Consider the following 12311-nt stretch of genomic DNA (forward strand, 5'->3'; position numbering starts at 1 on the left):
GTCTGCTTCCAGTACACGAAGAAGCGCAGCAGTTCGCCGTCGACCCGCGAGACCGAACCCCGCGGCAGTACGCCGAATCCGGCCGCGGTCGGCCATCAGCGGCCGGTGCCTCCGTAGACGACGGCCTCGTCGCTGTCGGAGTCGAGCCCGAACGCGGAGTGCACGGCGCGGACGGCCTCGGGTACGTCGTCGGCGCGGGTGACGACCGAGATGCGGATCTCGGAGGTCGAGATCAGCTCGATGTTCACGCCCGCGTCGGACAGGGCCGTGAAGAAGTCGGCCGTGACGCCCGGGTTGGTCTTCATGCCGGCGCCGACGAGGGAGATCTTGCCGATCTGGTCGTCGTAGCGCAGGGAGTCGAAGCCGATGCCGGCCTTGTTCTTCTCCAGCGCGTCGATGGCCTTGCGGCCCTCGGTCTTCGGCAGCGTGAAGGAGATGTCCGTCAGGCCCGTGGAGGCGGCGGACACGTTCTGCACGACCATGTCGATGTTGATCTCGGCGTCGGCGATCGTGCGGAAGATCGAGGCCGCCTCGCCCGGCTTGTCCGGCACGCCGACGACCGTGACCTTGGCCTCGGAGGTGTCGTGCGCGACACCGGAGATGAGAGCCTGCTCCACCTGCTTTGCTCCTTGCTTCGGCTCGCTGCTGACCCATGTGCCCTGAAGTCCGCTGAAGCTGGACCGGACGTGGATCGGGATGTTGTACCGGCGGGCGTACTCCACACAGCGGTGGAGCAGCACCTTCGACCCGGACGCCGCCAGTTCGAGCATGTCCTCGAAGGAGATCCAGTCGATCTTCCGGGCCTTCTTCACCACACGCGGGTCGGCGGTGAACACGCCGTCGACGTCGGTGTAGATCTCGCAGACGTCGGCGTCGAGGGCTGCGGCGAGGGCCACCGCCGTGGTGTCGGAGCCGCCGCGGCCGAGCGTGGTGATGTCCTTGGTGTCCTGGCTGACGCCCTGGAAACCGGCGACGATCGCGATGTTGCCCTCGTCCACCGAGGTCTTGATCCGGCCCGGCGTGACGTCGATGATCCGGGCCTTGTTGTGGACCGAGTCGGTGATGACACCCGCCTGGCTGCCGGTGAACGACTGGGCCTCGTGGCCCAGCTTTTTGATCGCCATCGCCAGCAGGGCCATGGAGATCCGCTCTCCGGCGGTCAGCAGCATGTCGAGCTCGCGCCCGGCAGGCATCGGGGAAACCTGCTCGGCGAGATCGATCAGCTCGTCCGTCGTGTCGCCCATCGCGGAAACCACGGCAACCACCTGGTTGCCGTTCTGCTTCGCTTCCACGATCCGCTTGGCGACGCGCTTGATGCCCTCGGCATCGGCTACGGAGGAGCCTCCGTACTTCTGCACGACAAGGCCCACGTGCGCTCCTCGCTCAATCCGTCTCTATCCGCTCATACGCATTCGTACCGCGGTCGGCTCAGTCTAACGAGCGTCCGAAAAACCCCTCCGCGATATCGCATGGTGAGATCTCGGGCCGCCCGTCCAGAGTCGCTCATGCCCATCTGGGCACACGCCACGCGGAAAAGTGCCCGGCGTCACAATCGCACGTGCCACCATCCCGATCACACAACTTTCAAGCACTAGTGTTCGGCTGTGCGCGTACTCCTGGTGGAAGACGATGAACCGGTCGCCGAGTCCCTGCGCCGTGGACTCAGGCGCTACGGCTTCGAGGTGGAGTGGGTCACCACGGGCGGGGCGGCCCTGGAGCACGGGGGTCCCTACGACGTCGTCCTGCTGGACCTCGGCCTGCCCGACACCGACGGCCTCGACGTCTGCAAGGCGCTGCGCGAGCGGGGCGACGTCCCGATCATCGTGATCAGCGCCCGCAGCGACGAGACGGACCGGGTGGTCGGCCTGGAGCTCGGCGCGGACGACTACGTCTCCAAGCCGTTCGGCGTGCGGGAGGTCATCGCGCGGATAAGGGCCGTCATGCGCCGCACCCGGCCCCGCACGCCCGAGGGCACGCCCGAGGCCGGACCCGACCGCTACGGCACCCGCCTGACGATCGACCGCAAGGCGGCCCGGGTGCGCCTGGACGGCGAGGAGGTCGCCCTCGCACCCAAGGAGTACGACCTGCTGGCCTTCCTCACCGAGGAGCCCGGGGCCCTGATGTCGCGCGAGCAGATCATGGAAGCGGTCTGGGACGCGAACTGGTTCGGCCCGACGAAGACGCTGGACGTGCACGTGGCGGCACTACGACGCAAACTCGCCGGGGCGATCACCATCGAGGCGGTACGCGGCGTCGGCTTCCGGCTGGAGATCACCGGGGACACCGTCGGGGGCGGGGGCGCCGACGCGGGGCGGGGCGGTACCGGCGCGGGCGCGGGCAACGACGCGGGGCGGGGCGGCACCAGCGCGGGCGCGGGTGCGGGCAACGACGCGGGCACGGGCGCGGGCAACGACGCGGGGCGGGGCGGCACCAGCGCGGGCGCGGGCGGGGGCGACGACGCGGGCCGGGACGGCACCGGCCGGGACGCCGACGCGGGGCAGGGCGGCACCAGCGCGGGCGCGGGCGGGGGCGACGACGCGGGCCGGGACGGCACCGGCCGGGGCGACGACGCGGGGCGGGGCGACGGCTCCGGTCGGGGTGGCGCCGCGGGCGGGAGCGGCGGGAGCGGCGGCGTCTCATGATCCGGCAGCTCGTCCGCAGCTACGTCCTGCTCGTCGCGGTCGCCATCGCGCTGTTCACCGTGCCGGTGGCGTTCACGCTCACGGATCAGCTGCGCGACGACACCAGGTCGTCCGTCCTGCGCGAGGCCGACGCCATGGCCCTGCTGCTGGGCGACGGCCGGGCCGCCTCCTGCCGGGCGCTGGAGGAGATGGCCAAGGCCTACGACGACGAGATCCAGGTGACCCGCACCGCGAGCTGCCCGGCGGACCTGCCGCGGCCGACGGCGGACGCGGCCCTGACCAGGGCCCTGAAGAAGGGCAAGTCCACGACCGACTGGGGCTCCTCCTTCATCTGGGGCCCCGAACTGGAGATCACCGTGCCGGCCCGCGCGGCCGGCACGGACCGCGTCGTCGGCGCCGTGCGCATCCTGTACTCGACCGACGAGATGACCAGCCGGCTGTGGAAGATCTGGGGCTTCCGGGCCGTCCTCGCCGTGCTCGTCCTCGGCGTGGCCGCCCTGCTCGGCGCCGCCGTGGCCCGGCGCCTCACCCGGCCGCTGCGCCAGCTCAACGACATGGCCAGCAAGTTCAGCGACGGCGATCTGACCGCCCGCTCCCCCGTGACGGGCCCGCCCGAGACCCAGACCCTGGCGCGCACCCTCAACCAGGGCGCCGAACGCCTGGACACGCTCATCGCGGCCCAGCGCATCTTCGTCGCGGACGCCTCCCACCAACTGCGCACCCCGCTCACGGCGTTGCGGCTGTCCCTGGACAACATCGCCGACGGCGTGGACGACGAGTTCGTGCGGGAGGACGTGGAGCAGGCGACGGCTGAGGTCGTCCGGATGAGCCGGCTGGTCAGCGGGCTGCTGGTGCTGGCCCGGGCCGAGGCGAAGGTGACGGCGGCCGAGCCGCTCCCGCTGCTGGACAGCGTGCGGGAGCGGCTCGCCGTGTGGAGGCCGGCCGCCGACGAGCGCGGTGTCACCATCGCGCTCAGGGGGAGTACCGACGGCCGGCCGTCTGTGCTGTCCAGTCCCGGTCATCTGGACCAGATGCTGGACAACGTGCTCTCCAACGCCCTGGAGGTCTCGCCCGACGGCGGGACGATCACCGTGCGGGTGGAACCCCGGGGCGATGTCGTGGAGGTACGGGTCCTGGACGAGGGGCCCGGTATGTCGGACGCCGAGAAGTCCCGCGCCTTCGACCGGTTCTGGCGCGGCCAGGGCCTGACCGGGAAGTCCGGCTCCGGCCTCGGTCTCGCCGTCGTCAGACAGCTGGTGACGGACGACGGCGGGACCGTGGCGCTGACGGACGCTCCGGGCGGCGGCCTGTGCGTGACGATCACGCTACGGGCGTCCCACCGGGGCGGTGGCTGACCGGGATCAGCCCTGCGGCATCTTCGAGGAGTGGTGGTTCACGATCAGCCACGTGCCGTTCGGCTGCTTCTCGTAGGCGTAGGTGTAGCGGGCCTTGACCGTGCTCTTGACGCCCGTCTCGTGGTCGGTGAGCGCGAACTCGTAGACGCCGGTGTCGATGACGGTGTCGCGGTCGAGGACGTTGACGACGGACTCGACCTTCGTGCCGACGGGCTTGTTCTGCAGGAAGTGCTCGAAGTAGTCGACGATCTCGGCTCTGTCCGTACGGACCTGGTTGGAGACGGTCGGCAGCAGGACCGCGTCCTTCGCGTACAGGTCGGCGACCTTGTTCGGGTCGCCGGTCTGCAGTGCGGCGTTCCAGCGGTCGAACAGTCCGAGCACCTGCGCCTTGGTCACCGGCTTGGCGTGCTTCTCGCCCTTGCTCTGCGCGTCCGCTCCCGCCACCCCGGCTCCGAGGGCGAAGGTGCCGGCGGCCAGGACGGCGGTGGCGGTGGCGGCTACGGCTATGCGCCGGCGGGCGGGGCGGCGGTCCATGACATCTCCAGTGGGATCGAGGGGAGTCTGCTTCCCTCCGCGTTCTCTGCGGTGGAAGTGACTCCAGCCTCGCGTTCCACCGGTTAGGGCCCGTGCAGCCCGCGTACAGGGGACGTACAAGGAGCCTCCAAATCACGCAGCGTGAGCCGGGGCCGGGCGCTACGGTCGGGGCATGGAGACATTGCGCTACGTGGCGTTCAGCACGGATCCCGAGGGCGGCAACCCCGCAGGGGTGGTGCTCGACGCGAGCGGCGCCGACGAGGCGGCGATGCTGGCGACGGCGGCCGAAGTCGGCTACTCGGAGACCGCGTTCGTGGTGGACCCAGGCGACGGCCCCCTGGACGTCCGGTACTTCAGCCCGCTCGCCGAGGTGCCGTTCTGCGGCCACGCGACGATCGCCACGGCCGTGGCGCACGCGGAGCGGCACGGCACCGGAGAGCTGCTGCTGCGCACCCCCGCGGGCCCGGTCACCGTCACCACCGACCGGGCGGCTGACGGCAGCCTTGTGGCGACCCTGGTGAGCGTCCCGCCGCGCACGGCCCCGCTCGATGAAGCCGACCTCGCCGAGCTGCTGGCGATCCTGGGCTGGTCCGCCGGTGACCTGGACCCGGCGCTGCCGCCCCGGGTCGCCTTCGCCGGGGCCTGGCACCCGGTCCTCGCCGCCGCGAGCCGCGAGCGGCTGGCTGACCTGGACTACGACATGGCCGCGCTCACCGCCCTCATGGCCCGCCGGGACTGGACCACGATCGACCTGGTCTGGCGGGAGTCACCCACCGTCTTCCACGCCCGCAACCCGTTCCCGCCCGGCGGCGTGGTCGAGGACCCGGCGACGGGGGCGGCGGCGGCCGCGTTCGGCGGCTACCTGCGCGAGTTCGGCCTCGTGCCGACCCCCGCCACCCTGACGGTCCACCAGGGCGCGGACCTGGGCCGGCCCAGCACGATCACCGTGACGGTACCGGCGGAACCGGACACGGGCATCGGCGTGACGGGGACGGCCGTACGGCTCTGATCTTCAGCGGCTCAATGGCCTACGGCTCGACGGCTGAACTGCTGAGACGAAGGCCGCCCAGGTGGGCGCGGTGACGTGGAGCTGAGGGCCTGCGGGGGTCTTGGAGTCGCGGATGTGGACCGCGGCGGACCGGGCGACTTCGAGGCAGGCGCCGCCCTCGGAGTCGCTGTAGCTCGACTTGATCCAGCGCTGCTGGTCACTCATGACTGATCCACCATCCGCTCGATGAAACGCACGGACTCGTCCGGACTGAGAGCCTGCGCGCGGATCATGCTAAGCCGCTCCGTGGCGCGACTGACAGCCCCTGGTTCGGTCGTCATTTCGCTGCCCAACTGACCTTCGGCGTAGGCGAAACGCTCGTGGTCACGCGTTTCCAGCAACACCAGGGGTCCCAGAAGTGCTGCGGTGATGGCTCCTTCGAAAGGCAGGACCTGAACCACGACGTTCCTCAGCCGGGAGACCTCCAGCAGGCGGTGCAGCTGCTCCACGTCCACCTGCGAACTGCGCAGTGCCGCCTCGTAGATGACGAAGCAGAGGGCCACTGGCGGCTTCCGCTCAGTGAGGATCACCTGCCTCTCCAGGCGGGCGGTGATCCGTTCCTGCGTCGTCTCCGCGTCCAGGGGCGGAACATGGTTCTCGATGAGTGTTTGTGCGTAGCGCTTGGTCTGCAACAAGCCGGGGATGTACATGGCTTCGTACCACCAGAGACTGATCGCCTCCCGCTCCCTCTCCATGAAGTCCTGCGCCCGCGCCGGGAACTTCTCCCTCTGCAGGTACTCCTTGGCCGCGCTCAGCAAGCCCTCCGCCCGGCACAGCTCGTCAGCCGCGTCGAGGACTCGGGGCGTCGGCATGCGGACGCCCTGTTCCATGGACTTGATCGTGTCCAGGGAGTAGTTGGCGGCGGCGGCCAGTTCCTCACGGCTGACGTTCGCCTTCGTGCGCCAGCGCTTCAGCTGGTTCCCGCTGTAGCGCCAGGCGACCGGCGGCTGGGAATTGGAGTTGTACAGGCCCGGCACAGCGCCCACCTCCGACGGTTACATCAGCGTGTGTACCACCACAGTCGCTACCGACCGTAGCCGAGCGGGCATCAGAGTGTGGCCATGACGAACGCGATTCACCGCCCTGAGTGGGTTCCGGCGGCAGGGCACCAACTCCACGTGACGGGCGTGCACTTCGACGCGGTGCGGGTCGAGGGCGTGCGGGGGGAGCTGGTCGCCGAGTGGCTGGTCGAGGTGTCGGACGGGGACGCGGGGCCCATCGTGTGCGAGGCGAGCGGGCCGCGGTGGGTGTACTTCCTGCTCGCCCCCGGGGCGGTACGGAGGCGCGACTGGCCGCTCGGCGTGCAGCAGTTGGGCGGCCGGGACCCGCGTACGGTCACGGTCACATACATCGGGATCCCGGCCCTCGAGGGAAACACCTGGCCGCTCAGGTGGTACAGCGAGCCGACGCCGACCGCTCCCTACGTCGACGCGGAGGCCCTGGCCGTCGCCGTGGGCCGGTGAGGCGACTACGTGGCCGGGCGGATACCCAGCGGTCCCGCGATCTCCTCCGCCATCACCCGGCCCGCCTCGATCTCCAGCGTGTCGTCGCCCATGCCCTGGTCCGTGTCCAGGCCGTCGAGTTCGGCCAAGGGCTGGTTGAGACGGACGTGGGCGAGGACCGACTGCAGGGCCCGCAGGCTCGCCGAGGCGGTGGAGCCCCAGTTGGAGAAGTAGGAGAACTGCCACCACCACAGGGCCTCGCTGGTGCGGCCCGCCCGGTAGTGGGCCATGCCGTGACGCAGGTCCGTGATGACGTCCGTGAGGTCGTCGGAGATACGGGCCGGCACCGGGGCCTTGCGCGGCTCGTAGGGGTCGAAGACCTCGGAGTAGACGTCGATCGGGTCCAGCAGGCGGGCCAGGTTCTCGCGAAGCTCGTCGACGTCCGCCTCGGGACCCGAGTCGGGCTCGTAGCGCTCGTCGGGCACGATGTCCTCGTGCGCGCCGAGCCGGCCGCCGGCCAGGAGGAGCTGGGAGACCTCCAGGAGGAGGAAGGGCACGGCCGATTCCGGCTCGTCGCCCTTGGCGACCTCCGTGACGGCGACCAGGAAGCTCTCGATCTGGTCCGCGATCTGGACCGCGAAATCGTCCGGGTTCTGGTCGGTCGCGTGCAGCGTGGCGTCAGACATCTAGGAGTCGTCTCCCCTCGAAGGCGCGTCCGAGGGTGACCTCGTCCGCGTATTCCAGGTCCCCACCCACCGGGAGGCCGCTGGCCAGGCGGGTGACCTTCAGGCCCATGGGCTTGATCATGCGGGCGAGGTACGTCGCCGTCGCCTCGCCCTCCAGGTTCGGGTCCGTCGCGAGGATCAGCTCGGTGACCGTGCCGTCGGCGAGCCGGGCCAGGAGTTCCCTGATGCGCAGGTCGTCGGGGCCCACCCCGTCGATCGGGCTGATCGCGCCGCCCAGGACGTGGTAGCGGCCCCGGAACTCACGCGTGCGCTCGATCGCCACGACGTCCTTCGGCTCCTCGACCACACAGATGACGGCCGGGTCGCGGCGGGTGTCGCGGCAGATGTTGCACAGCTCCTCCTGTGCGACGTTGCCGCAGGTCGCGCAGAAGCGGACCTTCGCCTTGACCTCCATCAGGGCCTGTGCGAGACGCCGTACGTCCGTCGGCTCGGCCTGCAGGATGTGGAAGGCGATCCGCTGCGCGCTCTTCGGACCGACGCCGGGCAGCCGCCCCAGCTCGTCGATCAGGTCCTGGACCACGCCTTCGTACAACGGACTGCCCTTCCTGGGTCTTCGGGGTCGGTGCGTACCGTCCCGTACGTACCGTAGTTGTCTGCCGCCTGTCCGAGGAAGGCGGTGCGCCGGGTCAGAACGGCAGGCCGGGAATGCCGCCGCCGCCCAGACCCTGCGCGAGCGGGCCCAGCTTCTGCTGCTGGAGCGTCTGCGCGTTCTCGTTGGCCGCCTGCACGGCCGCCACGACCAGGTCGGCGAGGGTCTCGGCCGTCTCCTCGGCGGACGCCGCCTCGGGATCCACCGCCTTCGGGTCGATCTTCAAGGCGCGCAGCTCGCCGGCACCGGTGACGGTGGCCGTCACCAGACCACCGCCCGCCTGCCCGTCGACCTCCGTCTGCGCCAGTTCCTCCTGCGCCTGTGCGAGGTCCTGTTGCATCTTCTGGGCCTGCTGGAGCAGCTGCTGCATATTGGGCTGGCCACCACCGGGGATCACGATCAGCTCCTTGCTCGGTACGGGTTTTCCCGTTCGGCACGAGCCTACGTGGTCGGGGCTGCCGTCGCCCCGGCACTCTTTCGAGTGAGTCCCCCTCGCGCCCTATACCTGATCAAGGAATACTTCCGGGCGGAAAAGAGGCGAAAGCTACGTCTTCGCCACCCATTGGGAGGTAGGAAGGGTCGGGCGCGTTCCGGATGCGGGTTTTCGTCCATCGCGCAGCGTGATCGGTGAGTGAACCGTACGTGGTCATTCGTGATCAGTGAGGAGTGCCGGGTGGGTCAGCCGGAGATGCAGCCCGAGGGGCCGCCTCAGGACGGGCGGGGCGAGCAGGCGGCGGCCGGGCTGCGGCCGGGCGATCTGACGGGGCGGGTCTTCCCGCTCGGGGACTGGGGCGAGCCGGCGGTCCGGCTGGACGAGCTGTACCGGTGGGTGGAGCGCGGGGCACTGCGGACGGCGGCCTGGTACCTCGCCGACCGGGTGTGGAAGCGGCGGTGCGCGCGGGCGCTGCGCTGCGGGGCCGCGGCAGGGGCGGTCACCGGGATCACACTGCCGCTGCTGGATCTGACCGGGGTCGCGGGCGGGATCGCACCCTGGGGGTGCCTGGCGCTGCTGCTGGGGGCGGCGTGCGTGGCCGTCGACCGGTACTTCGGGGTGACGTCCGGGTGGATGCGGGACGTGGCCACCGCGCAGGCCGTGCAGCGGCGACTGCAGGCGCTGCAGTTCGACTGGGCGGCGGAGAGCGTGCGGGAGGTGCTGGGGCCGGCGGAGGGGACGGCCGGCGAGGCCGCCGAGCGGTGCCTCGGGGTGCTGCGCAGGTTCTCCGAGGACATGACGGAGCTGGTGCGGGTGGAGACCGCCGACTGGATGGGCGAATTCCGGTCGGGGTGCGCTGCACCGGCGGGGTTGCAGGCGGTGGTGTTCCCGGCACCGGGGCGCGGCGCCGAGGCCGGTGTGAACGGACGGTTCACGGTCCCGCCGCACGGCGGGACCAGGCCGAACATGCCGCGGCAGCGCCCGCCGGAGCCGCGGTGAGGACCCTCAGCTCCCGCCGTCCTGCGCGCACAGGGTGAGCCCTTCCGGGGTCCAGCACGGCACGTGCCCGTGGGTGCGGATGACGTCCTGGCCGTTGCCGCGGGCCAGGTACGTGAGGAAGCTGGAGGCCAGGGAGTCGGCCGGGGGGCGGCCGTAGGTGTAGGCGTACTCGATCTCGCGGTAGGGGTAGGCGCTCGTGCCGTGTTCGATGGCGTCGACGGAAGGCGGGTCGCCGTCCAGGCGCAGCGCGTGCAGGCCCTTCGCCCGGGCGGCGAGGTTCAGTTCGCTGTAGCCGACGGCACCGGGGAGGCCGGCGACCCTCGCCAGGACCTGTTCGGTCGAGTCGAGTTCGCAGCGCAGGACGGCTGCCGTGGGATCGTCCTTGTGGACGCAGTCGACGGAGGAGTTGGCGATCTCGCCCCGGCCCAGCACCCGGCGCTGGAGGACCTGTCTCGTCCCTGAGTTGGCGTCCCGGCTGACGAGGCGCACGGGCAGGTCGGGGCCGCCGAGCTGCCGCCAGTTGCGGATCTCGCCCCGGTAGAGGCGCCGGACGTCGTCGGTGGACAGGTTCGTCAGCTTCACGTCGTCGTTGACCACGAGCGCGAAGACGGACACCGCCACCCGGTTCTCCCGCAGGTCGGGCAGACCGGCCGGTTTGGGGCCGTCCGACAGGGCGACCACCGGCGGGGAGCCCCGGGAGTCCCGTTTCGCCCGGTCGCCGGCGGCCGTGAGCTCGCGTATGCCGGCCGTGGAACCGTGGGCGTCCACGTCGATGACGGGGTCGCCACCGCAGTCGCGCTCGTACTTCTCGGCCACCTCGCGCAGGACGGGTGCGAACGCGGTCGAGCCGGTGAGGGTGAGGGTGCCGCTCGCGCAGCCGATCGGGGGCGGGGTGTCGTCCTGGGCGACGACGATCGCCGCCAGGGTGACCACACTCGCCGTGAGCGCGATGGTGATCAGCCGCGCGGCCCGGCTGAACAACGGCGGCTTCTCGTCCGGCGTGGCGCTGCGGTTGGGGTGTACCTCGCCGTCGCGCAATCCGCCCACCAGCCGGATCTCGTCGCCCACGTCACCGCCGGAGAGGAGGACGAGCAGCTTGAAGTGGTCACCGCGGTTGAGCGGGACGCGCGGGATGCTCAGGGTGTTGCCGTCGTAGGCGAAACCGCGTGCCGCGGTGAAGTGATCCATGAGGTGGTCGGTGTCCGACGGCTGGGTGACCGAGACACCGCGGACGGTACGGCCCGCGAACACCGCGGTCAGACCGTGGACTTCGGGGCCGGTGTAGTCGTCGCGGTCGATGCCCTGCGAGCCGTCGTTCTCGACGCGCAGCAGGACCAGGGTCGCGTCGGCCATGCCGGGGGCCTCGTCGAACAGACCGAGGCGGCGGTTGGCGCGGCCCGAGCGCACGTCGTCACCGATGGGGTTGTCCATCTGCACGCGATAGCCGACCCGTTTGCGGCGCGGCACCCGGCGTTCGTACCAGACCATCACGCCCGAGGCGACGATGCCGAGCAGGGCCGTGGCCACCGCCACGAGGTTCTCCGTGCTCAACCACTCCATCGTGGGTGCCCCCGCCGCCGCCCGGACGATTCGATCGTCCGGTCACCGTACGGCCGTACGAGCGCCTATCCGGATTTCGTCGGCCGGAATTCGCCGGACGTTCAACGGCCATGCGGCCGAGGCGAGTCGGTCACTGCTTCGTGTACGTCAGCCGTTCCCCGCTGCTCGTGTTCACGCGCTCCAGCGTGCCGTCCGGGAGGAGGGTCACCTCGGTGGCCGCACCCGGGGTGCAGGCGGTGCGCGGCTGCCCGACCTTGACGGTGGACGGGCCGATCTGCAGCGCGCCGCCGGTGCCGGGCGCCGCGGTCAACCGCCCCTCGAAGACGCAGTGGTAGGTGCCGCCGCCCTTGGTCGGGCCGTCGGCCACGAGGGACAGGACGGTGTCGCCCGGTTCGCCCTGCTGGAGGGTGAGCGAACGGCTGTGCTCGCCGTCGGCGTTGTCGATGGTCGTGGTCCAGGTGCCGAGGTAGCCGGCCGGGATCGTGCCGTCCGCCGGGGAGGGTGAGGTGTCCGGCTGCGAGGTCGTCGAGGACGGGCCCGGGGTGGTCGGTGCCGGGCCCGTGCTCTGGGTTCCGCCGCGGCCATCGTCGGTCCGGTCGTCGCCGCCCTGCATCAGGGCGTACACCGACCCGCCCGCGGCCAGCGCGACGACCAGGGCGATCACGACGAGCAGCGCGGTGGAACGGCCGTCCCCACGCGACGGCTGGGGCTGCGGGGGGCCGTACGGCGGGGGCGTGCCGTAGGGCGGCGGACCGTACGGCGGGGTGGAGCCGAGGCCGCCGTAGGCGGGGTGCGGCGGGGGAACGCCCGGGGCGCCGGGCTGGGGGTGCTGCTGGGGGTAGCCGTAGGCCGGGTACGGGGGCGTCTGCGGTTGCGGGTGGGGCGGGGCACCCGCGGCCGGGAGTTGCCGGGGCGCCGGGGGCGCGCCCTGCCCCGCGACCATGGTAGGCAGATGGTTGACCG

The 12311-nt window shown here is 71.3% G+C and carries 12 protein-coding genes and 2 pseudogenes; 5 read left to right on the plus strand and 9 right to left on the minus strand.

Going from position 1 to position 12311, the window contains the following annotated elements; genetic code table 11:
- Positions 1-95: 95 nt before the first annotated feature.
- The gene (locus ABT116_RS32800) at positions 96-1370 is read right to left on the minus strand and encodes an aspartate kinase (protein ID WP_161369440.1); all 1275 of its coding nucleotides are present in this window, start codon (positions 1368-1370) and stop codon (positions 96-98) included.
- A gap of 234 nt (positions 1371-1604) precedes the next feature.
- On the opposite strand from ABT116_RS32800, the pseudogene ABT116_RS32805 reads away from it, so the two are divergent.
- A pseudogene (locus tag ABT116_RS32805) lies at positions 1605-2291 on the plus strand (response regulator transcription factor); the annotation flags it as partial.
- Between the two features lie 347 nt (positions 2292-2638).
- Positions 2639-3997, plus strand: a complete 1359-nt coding sequence (locus ABT116_RS32810; RefSeq protein ID WP_351641223.1) for a sensor histidine kinase — start codon at positions 2639-2641, stop codon at positions 3995-3997.
- A gap of 6 nt (positions 3998-4003) precedes the next feature.
- Here the strand turns inward: ABT116_RS32810 and ABT116_RS32815 are convergent, their stop codons facing one another.
- Positions 4004-4531 carry an SgcJ/EcaC family oxidoreductase gene (locus ABT116_RS32815; protein WP_351641225.1) on the minus strand — a complete coding sequence of 176 codons (528 nt, stop codon included), beginning with the start codon at positions 4529-4531 and terminating at the stop codon, positions 4004-4006.
- A 172-nt stretch (positions 4532-4703) separates the two neighbouring features.
- On the opposite strand from ABT116_RS32815, the gene ABT116_RS32820 reads away from it, so the two are divergent.
- Positions 4704-5540 carry a PhzF family phenazine biosynthesis protein gene (locus ABT116_RS32820; RefSeq protein ID WP_351641227.1) on the plus strand — a complete coding sequence of 279 codons (837 nt, stop codon included), beginning with the start codon at positions 4704-4706 and terminating at the stop codon, positions 5538-5540.
- A gap of 3 nt (positions 5541-5543) precedes the next feature.
- Here the strand turns inward: ABT116_RS32820 and ABT116_RS32825 are convergent, their stop codons facing one another.
- Entirely contained in the window at positions 5544-5744 is a 201-nt protein-coding gene (locus ABT116_RS32825) for a DUF397 domain-containing protein (protein ID WP_351641230.1), read from the minus strand.
- The gene (locus ABT116_RS32830; protein ID WP_351641232.1) at positions 5741-6556 is read right to left on the minus strand and encodes a helix-turn-helix domain-containing protein; all 816 of its coding nucleotides are present in this window, start codon (positions 6554-6556) and stop codon (positions 5741-5743) included. The genes ABT116_RS32825 and ABT116_RS32830 overlap by 4 nt, the downstream gene beginning before the upstream one ends.
- Positions 6557-6634: 78 nt before the next feature.
- On the opposite strand from ABT116_RS32830, the gene ABT116_RS32835 reads away from it, so the two are divergent.
- Positions 6635-7042, plus strand: coding sequence for a hypothetical protein (locus tag ABT116_RS32835; RefSeq protein ID WP_502983978.1), 408 nt, complete (start codon positions 6635-6637; stop codon positions 7040-7042).
- 5 nt (positions 7043-7047) lie between these two features.
- On the opposite strand, the gene ABT116_RS32840 is transcribed toward ABT116_RS32835, so the two are convergent.
- The 3 genes from ABT116_RS32840 to ABT116_RS32850 all read right to left on the minus strand — a co-directional run bounded on the left by ABT116_RS32840 (position 7048) and on the right by ABT116_RS32850 (position 8753).
- Complete coding sequence (locus tag ABT116_RS32840) at positions 7048-7707, minus strand: DUF5063 domain-containing protein (RefSeq protein ID WP_351641236.1); 660 nt, start codon at positions 7705-7707, stop codon at positions 7048-7050.
- A complete protein-coding gene (gene recR, locus ABT116_RS32845) occupies positions 7700-8299 on the minus strand; it encodes a recombination mediator RecR (protein WP_003991835.1) in 600 nt (199 codons plus the stop codon). The genes ABT116_RS32840 and recR overlap by 8 nt, the downstream gene beginning before the upstream one ends.
- A gap of 94 nt (positions 8300-8393) precedes the next feature.
- Positions 8394-8753, minus strand: coding sequence for a YbaB/EbfC family nucleoid-associated protein (locus ABT116_RS32850; RefSeq protein WP_344461247.1), 360 nt, complete (start codon positions 8751-8753; stop codon positions 8394-8396).
- A gap of 276 nt (positions 8754-9029) precedes the next feature.
- Here ABT116_RS32850 and ABT116_RS32855 point away from each other — a divergent pair, with 276 nt between their 5' ends.
- Positions 9030-9788: an SLATT domain-containing protein gene (locus ABT116_RS32855; RefSeq protein ID WP_351641239.1), complete on the plus strand. Its 759-nt coding sequence runs from the start codon at positions 9030-9032 to the stop codon at positions 9786-9788.
- A 6-nt stretch (positions 9789-9794) separates the two neighbouring features.
- Here ABT116_RS32855 and ABT116_RS32860 read toward each other — a convergent pair whose 3' ends face one another.
- Together ABT116_RS32860 and ABT116_RS32865 are read right to left on the minus strand one after the other, a co-directional pair.
- Positions 9795-11348, minus strand: coding sequence for a substrate-binding domain-containing protein (locus tag ABT116_RS32860; protein ID WP_351641241.1), 1554 nt, complete (start codon positions 11346-11348; stop codon positions 9795-9797).
- Positions 11349-11478: 130 nt separating this feature from the next.
- Positions 11479-12311, minus strand: a pseudogene (locus ABT116_RS32865) (serine/threonine protein kinase); the annotation flags it as partial.

This window comes from Streptomyces sp. NPDC002130 (genome assembly GCF_040296465.1).
In the GTDB taxonomy this organism is placed as follows: domain Bacteria; phylum Actinomycetota; class Actinomycetes; order Streptomycetales; family Streptomycetaceae; genus Streptomyces.

Excerpts from the sequence above, each read along its gene's own strand:
- ABT116_RS32810 (WP_351641223.1), top strand. The coding sequence starts at position 2,639 with ATGATCCGGCAGCTCGTCCGCAGCTACGTCCTGCTCGTCGCGGTCGCC.
- ABT116_RS32815 (WP_351641225.1), bottom strand. The coding sequence starts at position 4,531 with ATGGACCGCCGCCCCGCCCGCCGGCGCATAGCCGTAGCCGCCACCGCC.
- ABT116_RS32820 (WP_351641227.1), top strand. The coding sequence starts at position 4,704 with ATGGAGACATTGCGCTACGTGGCGTTCAGCACGGATCCCGAGGGCGGC.
- ABT116_RS32825 (WP_351641230.1), bottom strand. The coding sequence starts at position 5,744 with ATGAGTGACCAGCAGCGCTGGATCAAGTCGAGCTACAGCGACTCCGAG.
- ABT116_RS32840 (WP_351641236.1), bottom strand. The coding sequence starts at position 7,707 with ATGTCTGACGCCACGCTGCACGCGACCGACCAGAACCCGGACGATTTC.
- ABT116_RS32860 (WP_351641241.1), bottom strand. The coding sequence starts at position 11,348 with ATGGAGTGGTTGAGCACGGAGAACCTCGTGGCGGTGGCCACGGCCCTG.